This is a genomic window from Candidatus Zymogenaceae bacterium (genome assembly GCA_016931225.1).
GTDB lineage: Bacteria > Desulfobacterota > Zymogenia > Zymogenales > Zymogenaceae > JAFGFE01.
On record JAFGFE010000018.1, the window covers coordinates 92,316 to 115,996 of the forward strand.

Annotated in this window: 21 protein-coding genes and 1 other RNA gene; 10 read left to right on the plus strand and 12 right to left on the minus strand. The window is 55.5% G+C overall.

From position 1 onward, the window contains the following. The first annotated feature begins 22 nt into the window (after window positions 1-22). The 7 genes from JW885_07585 to JW885_07615 all read left to right on the plus strand — a co-directional run bounded on the left by JW885_07585 (window position 23) and on the right by JW885_07615 (window position 6,416). Window positions 23-916 carry a sugar nucleotide-binding protein gene (locus tag JW885_07585; protein ID MBN1882018.1) on the plus strand — a complete coding sequence of 298 codons (894 nt, stop codon included), beginning with the start codon at window positions 23-25 and terminating at the stop codon, window positions 914-916. Next, complete coding sequence (locus tag JW885_07590) at window positions 913-1,662, plus strand: glycosyltransferase family 2 protein (GenBank protein MBN1882019.1); 750 nt, start codon at window positions 913-915, stop codon at window positions 1,660-1,662. Before JW885_07585 ends, JW885_07590 begins: the two co-directional genes overlap by 4 nt. 110 nt (window positions 1,663-1,772) lie before the next feature. Beyond that, window positions 1,773-2,687, plus strand: a complete 915-nt coding sequence (locus tag JW885_07595) for a methyltransferase domain-containing protein (protein MBN1882020.1) — start codon at window positions 1,773-1,775, stop codon at window positions 2,685-2,687. 150 nt (window positions 2,688-2,837) lie between these two features. Continuing rightward, complete coding sequence (locus JW885_07600; protein MBN1882021.1) at window positions 2,838-3,683, plus strand: DUF72 domain-containing protein; 846 nt, start codon at window positions 2,838-2,840, stop codon at window positions 3,681-3,683. A 117-nt stretch (window positions 3,684-3,800) separates the two neighbouring features. Beyond that, window positions 3,801-4,766 carry an alpha/beta fold hydrolase gene (locus JW885_07605; GenBank protein MBN1882022.1) on the plus strand — a complete coding sequence of 322 codons (966 nt, stop codon included), beginning with the start codon at window positions 3,801-3,803 and terminating at the stop codon, window positions 4,764-4,766. A 121-nt stretch (window positions 4,767-4,887) separates the two neighbouring features. Further along, the gene (locus JW885_07610; protein ID MBN1882023.1) at window positions 4,888-5,835 is read left to right on the plus strand and encodes an alpha/beta hydrolase; all 948 of its coding nucleotides are present in this window, start codon (window positions 4,888-4,890) and stop codon (window positions 5,833-5,835) included. 71 nt (window positions 5,836-5,906) lie between these two features. Beyond that, window positions 5,907-6,416 carry a VOC family protein gene (locus JW885_07615; GenBank protein ID MBN1882024.1) on the plus strand — a complete coding sequence of 170 codons (510 nt, stop codon included), beginning with the start codon at window positions 5,907-5,909 and terminating at the stop codon, window positions 6,414-6,416. A 203-nt stretch (window positions 6,417-6,619) separates the two neighbouring features. Here the strand turns inward: JW885_07615 and JW885_07620 are convergent, their stop codons facing one another. From JW885_07620 to hemB, 11 genes are all read right to left on the minus strand, one after another. Then, the gene (locus tag JW885_07620; protein MBN1882025.1) at window positions 6,620-7,255 is read right to left on the minus strand and encodes a carbonic anhydrase; all 636 of its coding nucleotides are present in this window, start codon (window positions 7,253-7,255) and stop codon (window positions 6,620-6,622) included. A 273-nt stretch (window positions 7,256-7,528) separates the two neighbouring features. Continuing rightward, the gene (locus JW885_07625) at window positions 7,529-8,743 is read right to left on the minus strand and encodes a tyrosine--tRNA ligase (protein MBN1882026.1); all 1,215 of its coding nucleotides are present in this window, start codon (window positions 8,741-8,743) and stop codon (window positions 7,529-7,531) included. Further along, window positions 8,740-9,537 carry a TIGR00282 family metallophosphoesterase gene (locus JW885_07630; GenBank protein MBN1882027.1) on the minus strand — a complete coding sequence of 266 codons (798 nt, stop codon included), beginning with the start codon at window positions 9,535-9,537 and terminating at the stop codon, window positions 8,740-8,742. The genes JW885_07625 and JW885_07630 overlap by 4 nt, the downstream gene beginning before the upstream one ends. A gap of 80 nt (window positions 9,538-9,617) precedes the next feature. Next, window positions 9,618-11,222 carry a ribonuclease Y gene (gene rny / locus JW885_07635; GenBank protein ID MBN1882028.1) on the minus strand — a complete coding sequence of 535 codons (1,605 nt, stop codon included), beginning with the start codon at window positions 11,220-11,222 and terminating at the stop codon, window positions 9,618-9,620. Beyond that, window positions 11,194-11,805, minus strand: a complete 612-nt coding sequence (locus JW885_07640) for a 5-formyltetrahydrofolate cyclo-ligase (GenBank protein MBN1882029.1) — start codon at window positions 11,803-11,805, stop codon at window positions 11,194-11,196. The genes rny and JW885_07640 overlap by 29 nt, the downstream gene beginning before the upstream one ends. Window positions 11,806-11,977: 172 nt before the next feature. Continuing rightward, a non-coding RNA gene (gene ssrS / locus JW885_07645) (6S RNA) lies at window positions 11,978-12,158 on the minus strand. Between the two features lie 644 nt (window positions 12,159-12,802). Continuing rightward, a complete protein-coding gene (gene ftsY / locus JW885_07650) occupies window positions 12,803-13,732 on the minus strand; it encodes a signal recognition particle-docking protein FtsY (protein ID MBN1882030.1) in 930 nt (309 codons plus the stop codon). Next, entirely contained in the window at window positions 13,729-14,085 is a 357-nt protein-coding gene (locus JW885_07655) for a roadblock/LC7 domain-containing protein (GenBank protein MBN1882031.1), read from the minus strand. The genes ftsY and JW885_07655 overlap by 4 nt, the downstream gene beginning before the upstream one ends. Window positions 14,086-14,087: 2 nt before the next feature. Further along, the gene (gene smc / locus JW885_07660; protein ID MBN1882032.1) at window positions 14,088-17,636 is read right to left on the minus strand and encodes a chromosome segregation protein SMC; all 3,549 of its coding nucleotides are present in this window, start codon (window positions 17,634-17,636) and stop codon (window positions 14,088-14,090) included. A 169-nt stretch (window positions 17,637-17,805) separates the two neighbouring features. Further along, a complete protein-coding gene (locus tag JW885_07665; protein ID MBN1882033.1) occupies window positions 17,806-18,906 on the minus strand; it encodes a radical SAM protein in 1,101 nt (366 codons plus the stop codon). A 6-nt stretch (window positions 18,907-18,912) separates the two neighbouring features. Then, a complete protein-coding gene (hemB, locus tag JW885_07670) occupies window positions 18,913-19,890 on the minus strand; it encodes a porphobilinogen synthase (protein MBN1882034.1) in 978 nt (325 codons plus the stop codon). 144 nt (window positions 19,891-20,034) lie between these two features. On the opposite strand from hemB, the gene JW885_07675 reads away from it, so the two are divergent. The 3 genes from JW885_07675 to JW885_07685 all read left to right on the plus strand — a co-directional run bounded on the left by JW885_07675 (window position 20,035) and on the right by JW885_07685 (window position 22,188). Further along, on the plus strand, window positions 20,035-20,802 hold the full coding sequence (locus JW885_07675) for an alpha/beta fold hydrolase (protein ID MBN1882035.1): 768 nt from the start codon (window positions 20,035-20,037) through the stop codon (window positions 20,800-20,802). Window positions 20,803-20,993: 191 nt separating this feature from the next. Then, the gene (locus JW885_07680; GenBank protein MBN1882036.1) at window positions 20,994-21,440 is read left to right on the plus strand and encodes a MerR family transcriptional regulator; all 447 of its coding nucleotides are present in this window, start codon (window positions 20,994-20,996) and stop codon (window positions 21,438-21,440) included. Window positions 21,441-21,714: 274 nt separating this feature from the next. After that, the gene (locus JW885_07685) at window positions 21,715-22,188 is read left to right on the plus strand and encodes a hypothetical protein (protein ID MBN1882037.1); all 474 of its coding nucleotides are present in this window, start codon (window positions 21,715-21,717) and stop codon (window positions 22,186-22,188) included. Window positions 22,189-22,198: 10 nt separating this feature from the next. On the opposite strand, the gene JW885_07690 is transcribed toward JW885_07685, so the two are convergent. Further along, window positions 22,199-23,674 (minus strand): CoA-binding protein, encoded by a 1,476-nt coding sequence (locus tag JW885_07690; protein ID MBN1882038.1) that lies wholly within the window; start codon window positions 23,672-23,674, stop codon window positions 22,199-22,201. Between the last annotated feature and the right edge of the window lie 7 nt (window positions 23,675-23,681).

The following is a 23,681-nucleotide window of genomic DNA, read 5'->3' on the forward strand; positions in this document are numbered from 1 at the left end:
ACGTGTCAATAGGATTATCTTCATGTCAAGAGACAAAGAATCGAAGCGGCGGTATAAAATCATAGTACTTGGTTCTCAGGGAATGCTGGGGAGTGCTCTGGTATATTACCTCCGCGCACAGGGGCACACGGTTATTGCCTCCAGCAGGCAGACATTCGATGTGCTCACTGATTCCGTTGAAAAGATTGATCTTTCCGGTGTTGACTATGTTATCAACGCCATCGGTCTGACAAACAGAAGGTTTTCCGAGGATGATACACGTTTCTATTTGATCAACAGTATATTTCCGAGAATCCTGGCGGATTTTTGCGGCGAGAATTCCGTTCGGTTCATACATATCTCCACGGACTGTGTCTTCGATGGGGAACATGCGCCGTTTTACGAGAAGAGTCTGTTCCGTGCCGATGATCTCTATGGTCGCTCCAAGTTTTTTGGCGAACCGGCCAACTGCATGGTTCTTCGTACCTCTATTATCGGGCCGGAATTGAAAAACCAGTACAATTTATTGAGCTGGGCGCTCTCTCAGTCCGGAGAAAGCCGGGGCTATAAGAATCATCGATGGAATGGAATGACGACGATAGAACTGAGTCGGATTATCGATACAATACTCTCTGAAGACCTTTTTTCACACACCCTCCGTCATGTTTTCAGCGGCGATACGACCAAAATGGAATTGCTCGAAATGATTTATGAGGCATATAAACATCCGGTGAGGGTGATTCCGTGGGATGATGTCGAATCCAGAGATACACGCTTACGGACGGATTTTTTGGAGGATCTCCAAAGGCTCGGAATACGGGACTTGAAAGACCAGATCGCAGAGATGAGCACGGTGAGCACGAAAAAGGGGTTGTGGAAGGATCTTCCCGAACTGGACGATATATCTGACGGAACACCGATAAAGGATAAAGAATGAAGCTGTGTGTCCTTGTGCCCGCCTATAATTGCGCCCACTTTCTTCCCGAGCTCGTTGAGCGTATCACGCTTCCCGGGAAGGATGATGAAATCATCGTAGTGGATGACTCCAGCGATGACGATACCGAGAAAGTCGCAAAAAGCCTGCCGCGGGTTATTGTGAAGAAAAACCCTAAAAATCTTGGATACGGGGGCACAAGTCAACGTCTCTATGAGTTGGCGGCGGAACGTGGGGCGGATATCACGATAAACATGCACGGAGATCTCGGTCATCGCCCGGAGGATATGCCTTTGCTCTTTGAAAGACTTCAAAGGAACGATTGTGACATAGTTGTGGGCTCCAGATTACAATTTATCTATAAAAGCGCGTCACAGGAGGGGTGGCTTAAGTGTCTGTACTCTCCTGAACTTCGGGGCGGCATGCCCTTAATCAGGCTTTTTGGACACGTGGCAACCACCACATTTCAGAATCTCTGTTTCGGGACGAACCTGCACTCGTTTCATGAAGGTATGCGGGGGTGTTCCCGTCCTGTCATTGATTGGATCCTTAAAACCGAATTTTCAACATGGTATAACTATGATGTTGAAGTTCTTTTGAGCGCGTATCGATATGGATTTCGTATCGCTGAAATACCTGTCGCACCGAATTACACTGATCACGCCAAATCCTCCGCTCCACCCTTTCGATACGGTCTCAAAGTTGTTGAACACGCATGGAAGACATATCGTGGGAACAACAGAAAATAGTATGTAGACTGACTATTTTTCTCCATGTTCACTCAATTAGATGTTGAAAGTCTTCATTTTTCCGATACAGAGACAGGTATTTCAGGTATCGCATGCGAAAGGATATGTGTATGTATTTTGAAGCACGCGAATATATTCCCTGTGATCTCTGTGGAGAGGATGATTACGGCATCTTCATAAATGAAAAACTTAAACGATCTATCGTGGAGAGTGATTTTTCAGTTTTCGGCGAGCAGTGCGAACACCCGAGATTAGTGAAATGCCGAAAGTGTGGATTGATATATGCAAACCCGAGAGATTATTGGAACGATCTTGAGAAAAAATATGATGGTTTGAATATTGATGGATATATAAGTGAAGAGCAATCACGCCGATTAACAGCTCAGGCGTGCGTTGAATTGGTAAAAAGATATGTTGAGAACGGTAAGGTGCTTGACATCGGATGCTCGGCGGGTTTTTTTCTGGACAGTCTTCCTGATAGCTTCGAACCCTATGGTGTAGAGCCTGGAGCGGAGGCGGCTTGCATTGCAAAACAATTAATAGGAGAAAAAGCTGTTTATCATGGTTTTTTCGATGATATAGCGTATGAGGATGAATTTTTTGATGTTATTACTCTCTGGGATGTAATAGAACATTTGCCGAGCCCGAAAGGGACTCTCATGAAAACAAAAAGCATCCTGAAAAAAGGAGGGTTTCTTTTCATAGCGACTCCGGATGTGGGAAGTCTGTTTGCACGGCTTATGGGGAAACAGTGGCCACACTTTATTCGACAACATCTTTATTATTTTAACAGAAAGACGTTACCGTATCTCTTAAAGAGCTGCGGTTTTAAACGTATCTATCAATCAACTTTTTCAAGAAAATTTAAACTGGGATATATATTAAGACGGGCAAGACCGTTGCTGTTTTCAGAAAAAAGAATCAAGAATATGTCGGAAAAAAAAATATTGTCAAGAATTCTCAATGCCACCATATCAATCGATTTGGGAGATATGATTCTTCTTGTGGCAAAAAAAATTGAATAATATATCAAGAATGATGTTCATGTTTATGATTTGTTTCAGAAAAATTCATCCGGAATAACGGTCATATGACGCGTGAAAAAATAGTCTGGGAATATCTCATATCTCATATGATATATTACCCGTGCGGCGCCTGAATACGGCGGCGTTTTTTTGGAACATACTTTTTTATACAGGGGAGATACGATAACGATACAAGTCGGCACCAGCGGATTTTCCTTCGACGACTGGGTGGGGCCGGTCTATCCGGAGGGGCTGAAAAAGGCCGAGTGGCTCGGGTACTACGAGCGGGGGCTGGGCTTTTCGGCCCTGGAGGTCAACTACACCTATTACGCCATGCCCCAGGCGAGGACCCTCGCCGCCATGAGCGCCAAGACCACGGACGGATTCCAGTTCGTCGTCAAGGCCCACAAATCCATGACCCATGAGTTGTGGACCGATAAGAAAAGAACCGAGCGGGTTGACAACGCCGACGTCTTCCCCCTCTTCGTGGAGGCCCTTTCGCCGCTTCTCGACGCTGGCAAGCTCTCCTGTGTGCTGGCGCAGTTCCCCTATTTTTTTTACCGAAACCGGGATAACGCCGAGTACCTCCGGGTCTTTCGAGAGAGACTCGGGAATATTCCCGTGGTGATAGAGTTTCGAAACAGGGAGTGGCACGACGATCAGACCATGCGGTATCTCACGGATCAGAACCTGGGATACTGCGTGGTGGATGAGCCGAAGCTCAAGGGATTGATGCCCTTTCACCCCGCCGTCACCACGGAGCTCGCCTATTTTCGATTCCACGGTCGAAACACCGACTGGTTTCGGGCGCCGATGGAGGTGCGTTACGATTACCTCTACTCCACCGACGAGCTGACGGAACTCCTGGAGGGAATCATGGCGGTCTCGAAAGATGCGAAGAAGACCCTGGCGTTTTTCAACAATTGCCATGCGGGCCAGGCGGCGAAGAACGCCGTTGAGATGGTCAAGATGCTCCAGGAAGAGCTGGAGCAGTAGCGGCCGGGAAGGGTGTCACGGCGGTGTGGGGGGAGGCGGCATGAGGCCGTGTGTGTCTTCGCGGTTTTTTTAACGGATCAAACAAGACAATAGATACGGGAGAAAGGAGATTTGAAAATGGGCGATGCACAACGCGGACGAACACCGATACTGTATGCGGCAATTCTTCTCTTTTCCATCTTTATATTTGGGGTATGGGGGTGTGCCCACGTCGGTGTGAACACATCAGAGACGGCGGGTGAATATACCGGCATGGAGGGTGAATACGTGTTGGTACAGGACATGAACATCCATACCTATGCCTCCGGAGTCGGGTGTGGCGAACGGATACCGGTGGTGTTCATCCACGGATTCGCGGCGTCCTTCTACTGCTGGAGGTTCAACGTCGAACCCCTGGCTGTGGACGGGCCGGTGTACGCCATGGATCTCCCCGGATTCGGCCTGAGCGACAAGCCCAAGGGCCATGACTACTCCCTTGACGGCTACGCCGATTTCATCGCCGCCTACATGGACGCGATGGGTATTGAGCGGGCGGTGCTGGTGGGAAACTCCATGGGCGGAGGCATCGCCGTAAAGACACAAATCCGGCACCCGGATCGGGTCGCCGGGCTCGTCCTCATCGATGCGCTGGGTTATTTCAACAACGAGTTCTATCTCTATCGGGCACTGGGGACATATCCCCTGGGCGAGATCCTCTTATCCTGCAACAATCGCCTGATCATGAAGACCATCCTGAAAACCAAGGTGTACCGTGATAATGCCTATGTCACCAAAGACGTGGTGGATTCCTTCATGGCCGTCAATAAAACCGAGAACGGCAGGCGCTCTCCGGTATGGGTTCTCAGGGCGATGGGAACCTACCCGGTCATCCCGACAGAAGAGATAAAGAGCGTCTCGGCCCCCACCCTCATCATCTGGGGAGAGAAGGATCGAGTTTTGCCGGTCTCCCACGCGGAGCTCTTCTCCCGGGATATTGAGCACACCGAGACGGTCATTTTCCCCGATGTCGGGCACATGCCCATGGAGGAGAGGAGCGGGGAGGTGAATGATTTAATCGGGGCGTTTATCGAGGATCTCTTGTGAGAAGGGAATTTTCGCCGATCGTCGGTTCCAGCGGATTCGGGGCGGTTTTGTGTGGAGATATCAGTTCGATCATGTCATAATGTCCGGGATTATTGGTTAAAAAAATGGTGGGGTACATGCGATGAAAAAAATTCTTTCTTTTATCGGCGTTATCATCCTGATTCTTATTCTGGCCGTCGCCGTCAACTGGGGGGTACAGGAACTGCGTCCTGTAAAGATGGGTCTGGAGCTGGTGGAGGACGGTAACTTCATCGATATAGACGGGATCGGTGTCCATTACTGGGATCAGGGAAAGGGGGACGTCCTGATCCTGGTGCACGGTTTTTCCTCGAATGTCTATACCTGGAGGCTCAACGTCGATGCCTTGTCCGAGGAATTTCGGGTGATCGCCCTGGATCTTCCCGGCTTTGGGTATACGGACAATCCAAAAGATTTCGACTACACACACGAAGGATACAGCCGATTCCTGGTTGACTTCATGGACGCGATGGATATCGACACAGCGACACTGGCGGGGAACTCCATGGGCGGGGGGGTGGTCCTGACCACGGCCCTCCTCTTTCCCGAAAGAGTCGACGGCCTCATCTTGGTCGATTCCGTGGGATATCCGGAACAGGAAGATGAAGAGAAGGTGTTTCTGCCGTTTCTCCTGATGGGCGTCCCGGGGGCCGGAGAGGTGTTAATGAGCCTCAGTTATCGATCGGTTCTTGAAGAAAGCCTGAAGGGGGGAGTGTACTACGACAACAGCTTCGTGACCGAGGAGATGGTCGAATACTACTATAATGTATACAGGATGGAAAACGGGCGAAAGGCCCCCCTGTGGGTGATGCGAAACATGATGGATATCCCGCCCATCGGATCGGAGCGCATCAGCGAGGTATCGGCGCCGACCCTCATCATCTGGGGGGAGGAGGACAACCTGATCCCGGTGGGACACGCGTCGCTCTTTGAGAGGGACATCGCCGGCTCCCGGGCGGTGGTGATCGGTGAGGCCGGGCACCTTCCCCACGAGGAAAAGGCGGAATTCGTCAATGGGTTGATCGCCGATTTCATGAAGGAGGGGAACTGATACCCGTGCCGCCCCGCGTGGGGATGGAATCGACGTAAAAGAATTGCGAGAAACAAAGCGAAATTCGAGACATGAGAATACGATCATTGAGCCAGGCGGGGCTTCTGGTGGCGGATATCGACAAAAGCCTCGAGTTCTACTGCGGCATTCTGGGATTGAAGCTGGTGAAGCTCTTCGAGATGCCGTCTCACGTCGTCACGCACCTGTACGGCGTGAGGGACCGCACGGTTCGAATGGCGCTCATCCGCTGCGGCTGGGGGAGCTTCATAGAGCTGATCGAATATACCCCCTCTAATACGAAAGAGACCCTGCCCCGAACGCGTCCCGGGATGACGCACATCGCCCTGGACGTGAGGAACGTTCAGAAAATCTGCCGGGAGCTGACGGAGCGGGGGCTTGAGCTTCTGGATGAGCCGGTGCGGGAGGGAAATACCGAGTTCGCCTTCGTCCTGGACCCGGACGGCCACCTGGTGGAATTTATCGACATGAAACTCCTCTATCTCGCCAACAAGCTCCTCGGCGGCGTCATCGGCGCGCTGAACATGCGGGGAAAGTATCGCCGGTATCGCAGGGCCGATTGAAGGATGGGGCAACAGTTTTGTTTTCGGGCGAGGTGATCGTGTCGGGAGTGAATCCGGCGTCGTGATTGTTATTTCGCGGGGGAGGGAGGGAAGGGGGGCGGGAGATGTCGCCCCGAGAAATTTCCATATTCACGTAAAAAACCGGGAGCGGTAGAGATTCCGCTCCCGGTTTTGTTTGTTCACACAAAAGTGTCGGGGGTGTGCTACTTCCCGCGCTGGCCGGAGGAGATGTCCGACCTGTTGTATCCGTCGGCGAGATGTGTGTTGACGTGTATGACGCCGGCGTTGAGGGTTCTGAAGGCGTAGTCTTCGGTGATCTCGGGGAGGGCTTCCGCATCCGCCTGGTCCGTCAGGATCGTACCGCAGGGGACGTAGCGCCCGTCCGGGACGGAGACGCCCATCAGGGTACAGCCGGGCTCCACCACACAGCCCCTTCCCACCCGGGATCTGAACACCAGGGACTGCATGCCTATAAAAGTGTCGTCTCCCACGGCGGCGGGGCCGTGTATCTGCACCTGATGGGCCAGGGACACCCGGCGTCCCACATACACGGCGTATTTTGTGCCGTCGATCTCCACCAGGTTTTTCTCGATCGGTTTCCCCTCGTGTTCCGTCTCCAGGGCGTGGATAATGACGCCGTCCTGAACGTTGGATTCATCCCCCACGAAGAGCGGCTGCCCCTCGTCGCCGCGAACAGCCGCGAATGGAGACACCAAGACCCGCCTGCCGATGGTGACGTTGCCGATAACCGCGGCCAGGGGGTGTATGAAGGCGGTTTCGTCGATTGTCGGCTCGTGCGCCTGGCTGGAAAAGTCGGTAATCACGTTTTTATGAATCATCGCTTTGTTCTCCAGAATGAGTGGGAGAATAGTAGTATGACCGTATCGCCACGGGAAGGGTTGCCTCTCGGCCGCCGTCCTCGTGCAACGGTCGGTGCAACGGTCGACTCAGTATATATGGATGCACCGGAGAGGGAATGGTTTCCGAGATGATGATCTAACGAGGGAGAAGCCGATGAGGCCGCCGTACACACACCGGGACGAAACGTGAAAAGGATGGGAGGGGATTCCCGTCGATCCCGTATATCCGGTGTGGTTCCCAATGGTGTGACGCTACTGAAACGACACCTCAATAAAGCGGCGCTTTCCCACCTTGAACAGAATCCGGTCGCCGGGGGAGAAGGACCTGTTCTCGTCGGTGATTCGGTCTCCGTCGGCGCTCACGGCGCCCTGCTGTATCATTCGCTTCCCCTCGGAGGTGGACGCGGTCATTTGGAGGTCTGTGAGCAGCCTGGGGATCCAGATATCCTCGCCGGCGTCGTAATCGGCGCTCTGTACGTCCTCCGGGCGCTTCCCCTGGGAGAAGACCCGCCGGAAATGCTCCTGGGCGGCTTCCGCTTCATCCCCGCCGCAGAACCGGGCGGTCAGCTCCAGGGCCAGCCGTTCCTTGGCCTCCTTCGGATTGAGGGAGCCGTCCTTCATGGCCGCCCGCATACTTCTCAGCTCGTTCGGGGAGATATTCGAGATCAGCTCAAAATAATCTATCATCACCTCATCGGATAAACTCATGACCTTGCCGTAGATGTCCGCGGCCTCCTCGGTGATGCCGATGTAATTCCCGTAGGACTTACTCATCTTCTTGATGCCGTCGGTCCCCACCAGGATCGGCACGGTGATGACCACCTGGGGCTTCTGGCCGTAGTATCTCTGCAGGTCCCGGCCCACCAGCAGGTTAAAGATTTGGTCGGTTCCCCCCAGCTCCACGTCGGCTTTGAGGGCCACTGAATCGTACCCCTGGACCAGCGGGTAGAGAAATTCGTGGATGGCGATGGGAAGGTTCTTCTGAAAACGGTTTTTAAAATCCTCACGCTCCAGTATCCGTGCCACAGTCTGCTGGGCGGCGAGCTCGATCATGCCCGCGGCGCCGAGCTCTTCCATCCACCGGGAGTTGAAATCGATGACGGTTTTTTTCTTGTCCAGAATCTTGAAGACCTGGGTCTTGTATGTCTCCGCGTTTTCCAGAAGCTGCTCTCGGGTCATCGGTTCCCGGGTCTCCGCTCTGCCCGAGGGATCGCCGATGAGCCCCGTGAAGTCCCCAATGAGAAACACCGCGGTATGCCCCAGGTCCTGGAAGTGTTTCAGCTTCTGGATGAGGACGGTGTGTCCCAGGTGGAGGTCGGGAGCGGTGGGGTCGAAGCCCGCCTTGGCGATGAGCGGCGTCTTCGTCTTTATCGCGCCCGCCAGTTTCTCCTCCAGTTCCTCCTCGGAGATGACCTCCACAGCCCCCCTCAGGATGTGATCCATGTGTTCATTCAGGTTGGTGTTCATGATCTCCCTTTTTGTACGTGTCTCACTCGAAATCGCTCGATTGAACGGGCTCGGCCGCTCTGCGGCTCGATATGTATTAAAACCCCCTGGGCCTCGATCCCGGCCTTGGCCGTCTCGAAACGCTGGGGGATTGATGTCAGGAATCGGGCGACGGCCCGCTCCTTCTTGACGCCGATGACCGAATCGGTGGGTCCGGTCATCCCCGCGTCGGTGATAAACGCGGTGCCGAGGGGCAGAATCCGTTCGTCGGCGGTCTGAACATGGGTATGGGTTCCGATGACGGTGCTGACCCGACCGTCCAGGTACCTGGCCAGGGCGGCCTTTTCACGGGTGTCTTCGCCGTGAAAATCGACGATAATGACGGGTGTTTCCCGCTTCGCCTCATCGACAATCCTATCGGCCAGGGCGAATGGATCGTCGAACAGTCCCATGAATCGGCGTCCGATCAGGTTCAGGACGAGCACCCGAACACCGGAATGGGTGGTCACCAACGCCGTGCCGCCGCCGGGCGTGCCGTTCGGGTAATTTGCCGGCCTCAGAATCGTCGGCGCCTGTTCGAGATAGTCGATGATCTCCTTTTTATCCCAGATGTGGTTGCCCGAGGTAATGATATCGACGCCGGCATCGAACATCTCCCGGGCGACATCGACGGTCAGGCCGAAGCCGCCGGAGGCGTTTTCCCCGTTTGCGATAATCAGGTCCGGGTGGTGCTTTTCAGAAAGCTCGGGCAAAAACTCTTTCATCGCCCGCCGTCCCGGTTTTCCCACGAGGTCCCCGAAAAAAAGGACGCTTATGGTATCCTGGCTGTCATACGATGCTGTCATTGCGTCCCTTTTTCGGCGTTCAATCGCACGCGGTCTCTTGTTTCCTGTAATTATCGGGCGAATTCAACGGCTCGGGTCTCACGAATGACCGTCACCTTGATCTGTCCCGGATACGTCAGCTCCTCCTCGATTTTTTTGGCAATGTCTTTTGACAGCAGCAGCGATTCTTCGTCGTTCACCTGGTCGCTGGTGACGATGATGCGAAGCTCCCGTCCCGCCTGAATGGCGTAGGTTTTGGATACCCCCGAAAATTCCCGGGCGATTTTTTCCAGATCATCAAGTCGCTTGACGTAGGTTTCGAGCATCTCCTTCCTGGCGCCGGGGCGGGCGGCGGAAAGGGTATCTGCCGCCTGGACTAGAACGGCCAGGGGCGATTCCGGCTTTTCGTCATCGTGGTGAGCCGCGATGGCATGCACGATCCGGGGTGATTCTCCGTAGCGCCTGGCCAGGTCCGCGCCGATGACGGCGTGGGGTCCCTCTACCTCGTGGTCCACGGCCTTGCCGATGTCGTGAAGGAGTCCGGCGCGCTTGGCCTGCCTGATGTTGAGCTTCAACTCTGCTGCCATCACGCCCATCAGGAAGGCGACCTCCAGCGAGTGCTGATAGACGTTCTGAGCGAAGCTGGTGCGGTACTTCAACCGACCGATCAGCTTGATGATTTCAGGATGCAGTCCGTGAAGCCCCAGGTCGAAGCACGCCTGTTCCCCCGATTCGCGAACCTCCACGTCCAGTTCTTCCTGTACCTTCTCAACTATCTCCTCGATGCGGGCTGGGTGGATGCGTCCGTCGGAAATCAATCGCTCAAGGGAGAGGCGGGCGATCTCCCGCCTGATCGGGTTGTGCGACGACAGGATGACCGCCTCCGGGGTGTCGTCGATAACGAGATCCACCCCGGTAGCCGCTTCGATGGCCCGGATATTTCGTCCCTCACGACCGATGATCCGTCCCTTCATCTCGTCGCTGGGGAGGTTGACGATGGAGACGGTGCGCTCCATGACGTAATCCCCGGCATACCGCTGAATGGCGGTGGAGATGATCTCTTTCGCCTTTTTGTCGGCGTTTTCCTTGAGCTCTTCCTCAATTTTTCTCAGGCTTTTCGCCGCCTCGTGTTTTGCGTCGTCTTCTATCATGGAGACCAGCTCCGACTTGGCCTGTTCTCCGGTGACGCCGCTGATGCGCTCGAGGGTTTTTATCTGTTCTCCAACCAATTCGTTGTATTTCGCCTCCTGCTCTTCAAGCGTCTTGACCTTGGCGTTCAGGCTCTTTTCCTGCTTTATGAGGTTTGTATCCCGCTGGTCGATCTGTTCCTGCTTTTTGTCAAGATGTTCTTCCTTGGAAAGCAGACGCTTCTCAAGATTGCTCAGGCTGTTTCTGCGCTCTTTTGTTTCCTTCTCAAATTCAACCTTGAGCTGATAGAGGGTATCTTTCGCCGTGAGGGCGGTTTCTTTTTTTATGGCGTCCGCGGCGCGATGCGCCTCCTCGAGGATTTTTGTGGCCATGTCCTCGGCGGACTCGACCTTTTTTCGTGCCAGCATTTTATTCGTGAGAATACCCGCGATCAATCCGAAAACGGCTCCTACAACTACCGCCAGTATTATTTCTGCGAGAAGACCATTCACTTCTTGTTTACCTCCTTGTACAGGGGGGGTGTGCATGAGTACCGGCAATCATGCGGTTTTCCGTAACTATACAGTCAACGGGTACGTCATGATCGTGTCTGGGCAGTCGCTCGACGACCTGGAAATCGTACACGATCGCCGTCGAATATGCCCTCACCGACGGATCGGAAAGCAGCCGGTCGTAATACCCACCGCCGTATCCGATACGGAATCCGTCCTCATCAAGCAAAACGGCCGGAACGATTATCATATCCAGCTCATGGACGGCTATTTCCGGAGTACGGTGTATATCCGGTTCCTTGATCCCGTATGTCCCCGGAATCAACCGATCAGGTTCATCCACGGAGAAGAAACGAAGCGTGTTATGAGCTTTGTTGACGAGAGGATACGCCGTCGTTTTCTCCAACCGCCGGGCCTCATGAAAAATACATTCTGTGTCGACTTCATGTCGTATGGGCGAGTACAGCGCTATGACCGATGACTCATGAAACGGATCGGTTGCGATGACCTTCCTATAGATCGCCTTGCTTTTTTCGATCCGTTCCGCCTCGGGCATGGCCTGACGAGACGCTATGAATGTTTTCCTCAGGGCGTCTTTTTCATTCACTTCGTCAGGCATATCGTTGAAGCTCCGGGATGTACTCCATTGAGGGCAAACGATATCTTCACTGAAGAGGTTCGTTTCGATACCCGGTGATTCACACTCGCCCCGATCCGGCATGAATACCCTGCCGCCCCGATCGCGCGCCTGTGTCGCCCGGTCGGGGTGGTAAGTCTTTTACAAAAGGGTCATGCCCCCCGATGGATGCCGTGTGTCGGCGTCATTTGAACCAGTTGGTTCACGTGGGTGCCATATTACGGCTTTCGGTTTCCTTGTACTCTAAGGCATACACGCCACCGCAAGGGACGGCCCCCGTTCTTTTAGTGTTGGCTCAAAAAGTATATCCTTCATCACGCACATCTCAGGGGGCATGAACAATCCATCATGTTATACATCGGAAGGCTGCGTGGCATGTAGCACCATCAGTGCCCGGTCGAGGCATGAACGGGTGGATGTGCAACTTCGCAAAAAGCCGAAATCCGGATCGGTGGACTCCGTCCAATGCGTTATTGAAACACAATGACACTGGATGTGTGGGATGGTGATTATATACGAAGGATACCTACACGGGCGGTGCAGATACGATCATGATGTGCCGATGAATGTATATGTTCCGGAACCTCTGAGTCTCTGTATACATGTGTCAATTTATTTGTTCCGGTATTCGGAAATGTCCGGACGGGTTTTTCGCCCTCTCCGTCGCTTCATCGTAATTCATGTTCGTGTTGATATCCTTTTCGTTCCGTATCGCCATGTGATACATGTATGGCGACGCTCGTCATGTCGTAGCGTATTTTTTTTGTTCGCTACCGAATAGTATGCGACTTTTCCACACCAGTGTCATCGGTCACCGGATTTCACTCGCAGCTCTGATTCCCGATGTGTAACGGCATCCCGTTTTTGTGCCGAAAAACGCACAAGGGGATACCTTACCGACTTCATTATGGGTGCTGGTCGCAGAAAAGTCAAGAATTTTGTTATGTTAAGGTAAAGATGGAGTGGTGGGGACGTGCGATCAGACCGAAAACAGGGCGTCGATAAACGTGTCGGAATCGAAGGGCTGCAGATCGTCCGCCGATTCTCCAACACCGATGAATTTTATAGGGATTTTCAGCTCGTCGTACAGGGGGAACAGGGATCCCCCCTTGGCGGTTCCGTCGAGCTTGGTCAATACGATGCCCGAAATATCAATGCTTTCCGTAAAGGCGCGGGCCTGTGCGATGTTGTTCTGGCCGATCCCTGCATCCAGGACCAGCAGCGTTTCGTGAGGGGCGGTTGGATCCGTCCGCTGGAGAACCCGCTTGATTTTTTTCAGCTCCTCCATGAGATTGTGCTTGGTATGGAGCCGTCCGGCGGTATCTATGAAGAGATACGTGACGCCATTGTTTCGGGCATGGTTCAGCGCGTCGAAGGCGACGGCCGCGGGGTCGGCGCCCTGTTTTTGGGCGATAACCTCCACGCCTAAGCGATCCCCCCATTGCTGGAGCTGCTCGATGGCCGCGTCTCGAAAGGTATCCCCCGCCGCAAGCATGACCGAACCGCCGGATGCAGCGATGCGGCCGGCGATCTTTGCAATGGTGGTGGTCTTGCCGGTGCCGTTTACGCCGACCACCAGCACGACGGTCGGCGGGGCGCCGTTTTTGGAAAGCTCTCCCTCGGCGCCCTCAAGGATTGCCCCGAGCTGTTTCTTCAGCTCTCCCCTCAGCTCCTCAGGTGAGGGGCCGTGTTTTTTCGCCCAGCGTCTCAGGTTTTCCAGCACCTTTTCCGTAATGGCGAGGCCAGCGTCCGCCGTCAGGAGCAGCTCTTCAAGCCCCTCCCACACCTCGTCGTCCCAGCCCTTTCGATTCCCGATGATCATATCGACGGAATCGAGGTTATCCGAAATGAGCGTACGTGTCTTGGTGAGTCCCGACACGAGTCGGGAGAAAAACCTGTCCTTGGTCATGAGGATTCCTCGATGATGCTGGAGATAGCCTTTTTGAGTTGGGACACCGTGGGGGTGATAGTGGGTGACGGCGAAAGCCTCAGGACGATATAGAGCTGGTTTTCCAGCGGGGCGCTGATGATATAGGCCGAATCGGTCCTGATGATGATTTCTTCATGAAGTCCGGTGTTTATCCGCCCGGATATCGCTTCCAGCCGGTGGTGAATGGGAACCAGGTGCGCTCCCAGAAGCTTCATTTCGTATTCGTTTTCCTCGGCGAAGGAGACGATCTCCTCACCGTTGGTATCAACCAGGATGGCGCCGTTTGCCTCGGGAACCCGGTTCACCAGTTCTTGTAGGGTTTCTTGAAACAACACTATGTCTCCTTCTGGGTCAGTTTTACCGAGATCATCTTGGATATCCCGGCCTCTTCCATGGTAACGCCGTAGAGGCTGTCCGCCAGCTCCATGGTTTTCTTGTTGTGCGTAATCAGGATGATCTGAGAGGTCTGGGAGATTTCCTTGAGCAGTTCTATGAAACGCTCGATATTGATGTCGTCCAACGGGGCGTCGACCTCATCGAGAAAGCAAAAGGGAGACGGGTTGACGAGGAAAATGGCGAAAATCAGGGCGATGGCCGTCAGCGCCTTTTCCCCGCCGGACAAGAGCGTAATGCCCGACAGCTTCTTGCCGGGGGGCTGCGCCATCATCTCCACGCCGCTTTCGAGGGGGTCCCCCTCGTCGGTCAAAAGCAGCTGCGCCTTGCCGTTGGGGACAAGTCGTGAAAATACATAGGCGAACTGTGTGTTGATGGCGTCGAACGTAGCGGTGAAGCGCTCCTTCGATTTCCTGTCGATCTTCCTGATGGTTTTCTTGAGAGATTCCAGGGATTCCACCAGGTCCCGCTCCTGTGTCAAAAGAAATTCATGGCGCTCGGTGAGGGCGTTGAATTCGGACAGGGCCATCAAATTCACCTCACCGAACCGCCCGATGCGATCAGTCAGCCTCTGGATTTCAGACGCAAGGTCTTCGTTGGAGATATCCCGTGCCGCCATCTCCGTCGCCCGCCGGGAGAGATCGATATGATATCGCTCTTCAATCCGGGTCGTGAGGTGATCTTGCTCCCGGGTTTGTTCGTTCAGCTCGGTTTGGATCTCCTGGACCCGCTCCCGGGCCTGTGTGAGGATTCGGGATGTCTCCTTTCGCTTTTCTTCCAGCTCCCGTTGGTGGGCGATGCTGCTTTCCATGGTCGCCCGGGCGTCGGAGAGCTTATTCTCCAGGCTCTTGGTGCTTGAGATGTGGGCATGGAGGTTCTGTTCCGCGTCCGACTTGCGGGCGTGGAGATTTTCGATCTCCACATGCCCGTCCGCGACGGCGGATGTTTTATCGGCGATGGTTTGATCCGCCCGTGCCGTCTGTCGATCATACTCCTCAACGGTCTCCGTCAGGTGCGCCGCAAGGTCGGTCGCCTTGTGGACGGCAAGCTTGAGATCCATCTCCCGCTCTTCCAGATTTTTCAGCTCCTCTTCCGCGATGGAGAGAGACTGCTTGACGGCATTGGTCCTGTCTGCCAGGCCGGTCTCCTGCTGTTCGGTTTCTAAAAGCTCCGTCCGGTATGCCTCAAGCTCGCCCGCATATTGCTCCGTCTCGGCGGCGTGGCGGGTGATGTCTTCGGCCAGAGACGTCTCGGCCCGCTGGGTACGATCCAGCTCCCGATGGGCGGCGGCACACTCTCGATCCAGCTCCGACGCCCGTATCTTCAGGTCGGAAAGGACGTCCTTGTGTTCGGTGAGGGATGCCTCCTGACTGAGCTTTTGCTCCCGCAGCCGCTCGATATCCTCCTCCAGGACCGTCAGGGTTTCTTCGGCGTCGTCAAAACCACGGGCGACACGCTCCATCTCCCGCTTGTTCTGCAAGAGGCCCACACCGACCCTTTCCGCCCCGCCGCTCACCAGGCCCTGGGGGGTGATTACCTCTCCGTCCAGCGTCACCAGGGAGAATCCGGGGCGGCGCTCCTGCCAGATGGTCATCGCCGTGTCAAGATCGGAAACCAGGTGGGTGTTTCCGATGAGCGAAAGAATCGTATCCTTTCGCTGATCCGATATCGTCACGTGATCGGCGAGCCTGCCGATGACGCCCGGCTCGGTGAGGACGGTATCGGGGTCGGCGCCGTTGAGGGAGTTGACCGGGATGAAAAGCACCCTGCCGGAATCACTGGATTTGATCTTTTTGATGTGTTGGGAGATGTCGGATATCTTTTGAATCATCACCGCCGACAGTGTGTTGCCCAGAAATCCGGAAACGGCGCGCTCGAGGTCCTCATCGGAATCGATGAAATCGGCCAGGATTCCCACGATGCCCTCACGGTTTCCGCTCATTATCTGCCGAACCCCCTCGCCCGCCCCTTCGTAGGAGGCGATCATCTCGGCTATGGCGTCCTTCTTGAGAGAAAGCTCCGTCTTGTTGCGGTGGACCTCATCCCGTTTTTTCCCGAGGGCTGCTTCTGTCTCCCTGAGGGAGGCGAGCGTTTCGGTCAGGCGTTTCACCACGGCGTCGGTCTTTTCGATGGAGGAGGATACCTTCTCCCGCTCGCCTTCCCGGGAGGCGATGTCCTTTGTCAGGCTTTCGTGCTCCTCCCGGAGGGTTTCGAGCTGGGTCTGTTTCCGCTCGTACTCAATGGTGTAGGTTCGTATCCATTTTTCCGCATCGCTGATGGCGTTTTTTATCCGGCTGACCTTCGATGAAAACGTAACCTGGTCGGACCGGACGCCGTCCCATTCCTCCCTGAGGGTCTGCGCCCGGTCTCGGGCGGCCTCGATCTGTTCGGTCAGGGCTTCGAGGTTGTGTGTGCCGGTCTTCTCGTCTGTGCGGGCCTTGTCGATGCGCAGGAGCACGGCATGCTTCTTTTCGTTTGTTTCCTCTATGAGCTGTTCCAGGTCGCGAATCTCTGTTTCGTATCGTTCGTTTTGAATCCGCGCGGCCTCGATCCTGTCGGTAATGTGCCGGATCGATTCCTCAAGGGTCTTTATCTCCGTCTCGTTGGAGAAGAATTGTTTCTGGATGGCTTGAAATTCCTCTTCGTTTTCCAAAGATGTAAATTTCAGGGATTCCAGGCTTTCCTCGAGGCCGGAGAGCGTCGAGGCGCCCCTGCTCTCTTCTTCCAGGGCGTCTGCGAGCAGGGCCTTCTTTTGTTCCAAGCTGTCGGTCATGGAGATATACCGCCGTGCGGCGTCGGTCATCTCGTATTCCTTCAGCTCGTCCTTGATATGCTTGAAGGTTTCGGCTCGCTTCGCCTGCTGGGAGAGGGAATTCATCTGCCGCTTGACCTCTCCTACGATATCACCGATCCGAAGCAGGTTCTGTTGTGTCGCCTCCATCTTTCGGGAGGCCTCCTGCCTTCTGGATTTGTACTTGGTGATGCCCGCCGCCTCTTCGATCAGGTAGCGGCGGTCCTGGGGCCGGGCGGTGATGACGGAGCCGATCTGTCCCTGAGCGATGATGGAATACGCCTTGGATCCGGCCCCGGTGCCCATGAGGAGTTCGTTGATGTCTCTGAGACGGCAGGGGGTTTTATTGAGGTAGTATTCGCTTTCTCCCGAGCGGAAGATGCGCCGGCGGACCGAAACCTCGCTGTATTTTCCGAACTGTTGGGGGAGTCTGCCGCCGACGTTTCTGAACGTCACGGTGACCTCCGCCATGCCCAGGGGTTTTTTCTCGACGGAGCCGTTGAAGATGACGTCTTCCATCGATCGACCCCGGAGGGTCTTTGCGCTCTGCTCCCCCAGAGCCCACTTGATGGCGTCGACGATGTTGGATTTTCCCGAACCGTTGGGACCGACGATAGCGGTAATGCCCGCCGGGAAGGTGAGGGATGCCTTGTCGACGAAGGATTTGAATCCTAATATTTCGAGTTTTTTTATTTTCATGGATGCAAAAACCCCATATTATTTCTTAACACAGGGTTCGGCTGCATGTAAAGCAAAAAAGAATTATATGTGTCATATGTAGCGGTTATGGAACAAAAAACACCACATATTGTATGGTATTGACGAAATGCTCTGCGGGTGTACCGACGGTGAAAATGGGAGGGTACAATCAGGTGTGCTTTTTCGTCATGGAGGCGGGAACGTAGGGACACAGCGGCTCCGGCCCCATGTAATCGCCGGACGACTCAAAGGCCCGGGCCCGGCACCCGCCGCATATGTCGGTGTATTCACACCGGCCGCATTTCCCGGAGAGCTGTGCATAATCCCTGAGGCGGGTGAAAACGGGGGACGACTCCCAGATATCCCGAATGGGGGTCGTACGGATGTTTCCGCCGTTGATTTCCAGGTATCCGCAGGGCTGGGTGTCGCCGCAGTGGGAGATGAACAGAAAGGAGATCCCCCCGAGGCACCCCCTGGTGGTTGCGGCGAGGCCGTGGCCCCCGTGGGGCCCCACGGGGAGCGTGCGCCCCTCTTTTTGCGCCAGGGTCTGTCGGATGCGCATGTATTGGGGGGCGCAGGTGACCTTGACCTGGTGGGCTGCGGTGGTTTCGTATCGGTAGATATCTGTCAGAACCCGCTCGTACTCCCGGGCCGAGAGGGAGTCCTGGGCCATCTCACTCCCCCGGCCGGTGGGGACCAGCAAAAAGAGATGATGGGCGTCGGCGCCGAGGTCGGACGCCATGGCCGAAATCTCCTGAAGCTCATCCACGTTCCGCCGGGTGACGGTGGTGTTCAGCTGGAACGAGAGGCCCTCACTTTTTGCATTTTCTATGCCGGACATCGCCCCGGAGAACGCCCCGGAGACTCCCCGGAGGTGATCGTGGGAGGTCTCGTCTTTGCCGTCGATGCTTATGGAGATGCGTTTGATCCCGACGGTGACCAGCTCCTTGGCCAGGGGGCGTGTCAGGAGAGTGCCGTTGGTGGCGAGCACCATCCTGAGACCCAGCTCCGTCCCGAATGAGGCGATATCCAGGATGTCATCGCGAAAGAGCGGCTCGCCTCCGGTGAGGATCATGATGGGAGAGGAGAAGGCGGCGATATCCTCCAGGAGCTTTTTCGCATCTTTGGTGGAAAGCTCGTCCGGGTAGGGGCCGCGTTCCGCCGACGCCCGGCAGTGCCTGCAGGAAAGATTGCACGATCGGGTCAGCTCCCACGCGACGAGCCTGAGGGTACTGTCTGTGCCGTTTGTGCGTGGATCGGTTTTTTTCATATGTCGTTATGTTTCGGTCAGGATTCGAACCGCCTCGGGGGCGAAATAGGTGATTATCAGGTCCGCCCCGGCTCGCTTGATGGAGAGAAGCGACTCCATCATTACCGCGTTCCGGTCGATCCAGCCCAATTGGGCGGCGGCGGCGATGAGGGAATATTCACCGCTGACGCTATATGCGCAGACGGGAACGTCAAAGCGATCCCTGACCCGCCTGATGATATCCAGGTACGCCAGCGCGGGTTTCACCATGACGATGTCCGCCCCCTCTTCGATGTCCAGCGCCGTCTCAAGAAGCGCCTCCCGGGCGTTTGACGGCGGCATCTGGTGGGAGCGGCGGTCTCCGAACGACGGGGCGGAATCCACCGCCTCGCGAAACGGGCCGTAGAAGGCCGACGCGTATTTCGCCGCGTACGACATGATGGGCGTGTTCCTGAATCCCTCGGCGTCCAGTCCCTTTCGGATCGCCGCCACCCGGCCGTCCATCATATCCGACGGCGCCACCATGTCGGCCCCCGCCCTGGCATGGGAAACCGCCATCTGAGCCAAGAGATCCAGGGTGGGATCGTTTTTTATCTCCCCGTCCGCCACGATGCCGCAGTGGCCGTGACTGGTATATTCGCACAGACAGACGTCGGTTATCACGATGATGTCCGGCACCGCATCCTTGACGGCCCGTATCGCCCGTTGGATGATGCCGTCATCGTCGTAGGCCTCGCTTCCCACTTCGTCCTTCTGTTTCGGTATGCCGAATAAAAGCACCGCCAGGATGCCGAGGCTTCGAGCCTGTTTGACCTCTTCCACAAGCCGATCCATGGAGTAGCGAAAGTTGCCCGGCATCGTGGAGATTTCGTCCCTGACATCCCTGCCGTGCTGGACGAAGAGCGGGTAGATCAGGTCGTCGGCTGTGAGGACGGTCTCGGCCACCATCGCCCTGAGTTCTTTGTTCATCCTGAGGCGTCTCAGTCGCGTCTGTGGGAAGGACACGCTCTTTTCTCCCTCTTAAAAATGTGTGAAAGAATAGTAACAGAAAGCATACACTTTTTCAAGCTCCATTGACCTTCCGGGAAAAAGGGAGTAAAATATTTTCAATGGTATGTATCACCAGAATGTATAATTTGTGAAGGACATATGAAACGACTTTGTATCATAACATCGGTGCTTGTCTGCTTCGCGTTGACGGCGATCATTCCGGAGGCGTCCATGGGACAGGTCCCCAAGAAAGAGGACCCGGCGAAGATCGTCGTGCTGGTTCACGGCTTTCGCAGATCGAAGAACTCCATGTATTTCCTCCAGAAGTCCCTGGAGGACAGGGGATATGAGGTGGTCAACCGTACCTATCCGAGCGGGAAGAACACCATCGAAAACAACGCCACGTTCATCGACGACTTTGTGAACGACAAGCTCAAGGATTTTCCGCCGGATACGGAGCTCTATTTCGTCACCCACAGCATGGGGGGGCTGGTGGTGCGGTGTTATCTTGAGACATACCGCCCCGCGCAGGCCGAGCGCCTGGTGATGATCGCCCCTCCGAACCGCGGGGCGACGATGGCCGAGTACCTGGATATGTATCCGATCACCGACGTCCTGTTGGGCCCCAGCGGCGAGGAGATGGCGATGGGCGAGGATTACCTGGAGGGTCTCTGCGGCGGCGCCCCGGATATTGAATTCGGCATCATCGCAGGCGGGCGGGGAGACGGTGAGGGATACTCGCCGCTTTTGGAGGGGGATGACGACGGGACGGTCAGCGTCTGGACGACCTACCTGCCGGGGGCGGTGGATTTCCTCGTCCTGGATCATATCCATACATTCATCTGTGACCATCAGGACACCATCGACAACGTCATTAGTTTTCTGGAAACCGGACAGTTTATGCTGCATACCGCCCCACCCGATTAGAAAAATTGATGTATGCCAAGGCCGTCGATACCGACACCGGCGCGGCGGCTTTTGAGATATCGACGGCGGGAAAAGTGCGGGGTTGTTCGCTTTTCATGTTTTTTCAGCCGGCGGCATTAAAAAGCTTTGCTTTTTGTTGTTTTTGTGCTATTCAATTGAATGTGATGAAAGATTATGAGGAGGTGATGCGATTGAAAAGGACAGCGAAGGGAAACGGTGAGGACCTCAAGGTCCGCACGTACCCGGCGAGCTTCGTGATGGAATTGTTCGACATCACCCGACAGCAGCTCTACTACTGGAGAAAGAACCTCTTGACCGCACGGGGGATGGGCACCGGGAATGAGACCAGGTATTCCTTTGAGGACCTGGTGGCGATCAGGACCATTCTGAAACTCAGGGAAGAGGGCGTCTCCACCCATATGATCACCCGGGTCATCAAAAAATCAAAAGAGCTGTTTCCGGATATGGAAAACCTGCTGTCGAGCACACCGGTTATACCCTCCGGCGGCCGCCTGATCGTCATTCACCGAGGACAGGCCTATGAAGGCACGACGGGTCAGGGCGTGTTTATCAGCCTGATGGAGGTAGAGCAGGAGGTGGAGGAGAGCATCAGGGAAAAACTGAAGATCACAGCCTGATGATGTGAGAGCCGAATAACCATCCCGATCCAGTTATACTTTTATACCACAATCACCATACACCGTTACAGTCGTACTCATATATCGGATAGACATACAAAACGGAACATCTTTCTGAGTAAACTCTCGCAGCAATGAACATGATGACTGTATGGTTTTCTTTCAATCAGTCGTAAGAGTATATTCCCCGAGATCATAACCGCATGTTTTCGGGGATTTTTGTAGCGATTTCATCCATATCCATGTATCTCGTCTTTCCATGTGTCGGCTTGTGATGAACTGTCCCCTCTGTCATTCCGATCCCTCCCTGACGTTGCTCGAAAGCAACCACTTCTCCGTGGCGTCGGCGGCCGCATCGAGAGAATATATTATCTATCCCAGGGAACATATCACGTCGCTTGCGGATATTCCCGAATCCTGGCTGGAGGAATTTCACCGTCTCAAGGAATTGGTCCATCGAATGATTCGGGCGGATTGCGGATCGTCCGCGCTGTATGAATACGCCGGACGGAACGGGTGGGATTCATATCTGGATCATCGGGATGATCATGATCACGCGCACATGCACTGCGCCTCGTCGCTCGCCGCCAGCGGCGTCGGGCGCATCGTCACCCCGGATTGCCGAATCCTCACATCCTGGCGGGATATATGGCACCTTCGCCGGGAGTCCCTGGCAGGGCTCCCCTATCTGTACCTGGAAGATGAAACGGGGCGTTGTGTGGTGATGTCGGACGGGGAAACCGCATGATGGGCGTCGATTAATCCATATCCGTATGCCGCCCAAGGTGCTCGGCATAGCGGGTCAACGCCGCCAGGGAGGCCGCCGCTCTTCGGGGTGAGGGAAAGAGCAGCACACCCCTATCTTTGAGAATTTCAACGAATGTTCCCCTCTCTTCGATGATCCCCTGATCCACCACCGGAATGATCGGCTTCCCATAGGCGTCGATCATCTCGACGATGCCCTCGGCCGTCTCTTCATCCTCGGTGATGAACTTCTCTCCGAGGTTCTTCATCCCGTACATATCCGCATAGGGGGAATTGGCGAAAAAGCTTCCCCGGGACGAGCCGTACCCGAAACCGCACAAAACCAGGGAATCTATATAGTCCGCGGAGAGGAGAACTTCGAGGCATTTCTTCAGGTCGCCCTCCCTCAGGCCCGCCACCGTGTCCACCGGATTCCCCCGGCTCCACCAGGAAGGCAGGACGGTATCGAGCGTCGCGATGGTCGCGGGAGTCAGCGGGGTGACGAAAAGCCCCTCCACCGCCAGGGCGTCCGCCGCCAGCACGCCCCATCCCCCGCCCAGGGTCAGGATTCCCACGCGCCTGCCCCGGGGGAGGGGCTGATTGATTAGGACCGAGGTGTAGTCGATAAGCTGATCCAGGCTCGCCGCCCTGAGGGCCCCGGTCTGGACGAGGGCGGCCCCATAGAGCTCATCGGCACCGGCCATGGCGCCGGTGTGTGAGTTCCCGGCCCGGGCGCCGGCGTCGGTATGCCCCGCCTTGAGGACGACCACCGGCTTTTTCGGCGTGGTTTCCGAAAGGGCGGAGATAAAATCGCGCCCCTCGTCGATCCCCTCCACGTAGGAGAGGATGACCCGGGTGTGTTCGTCGTCGCCGAGGGCGCGGATAAAATCGGAGGTTGTCAGGTCGGCCTCGTTGCCGCTGGAGATGGAGCGGCACACGCCGATACCCCGACCGGAGAGCGCCCGGGCCAGGGAATAGCCCACATTGCCGCTCTGGGAGACGATGGATACCGAGCCGTCGGTGGGGATGAACGAGGGCATCCACGCGGTAAGCTTCATGGGGATGAGGCTGGCGACGCCCATACAGTTGGGACCGATCAGGCGAATGCCGAGGGCCCTCGCCCGGGTGACGATCGCTTCCTCGATGCTTTTGCCGTCATCGCCTGTTTCGGAAAAACCGGCGGTGATGATCACCGCCATCCGCACACCCTTTTCGGCGGCGTCGATCAAAACGTCCTCTACCTTCCGAGGGGGAACCACAACGAAGACCAGATCCACCTCACCCGGAATCGCCCGCAGCGACGGATACGCGTTGATGCCGAAGATATCCCGTGCTGAGGGATTGACCGGGTATACCTTCCCGGTATATCCCCCCCTGAGGATGTTGTGCAGGATGATGGATCCCCATTTGGGAAAGTTCGGTGATGCGCCGGCCACCGCAACGGATCTGGGGTGAAAGAGGTGTGAGAAATCAGTGGTATCAGGTTTCATACGGCTG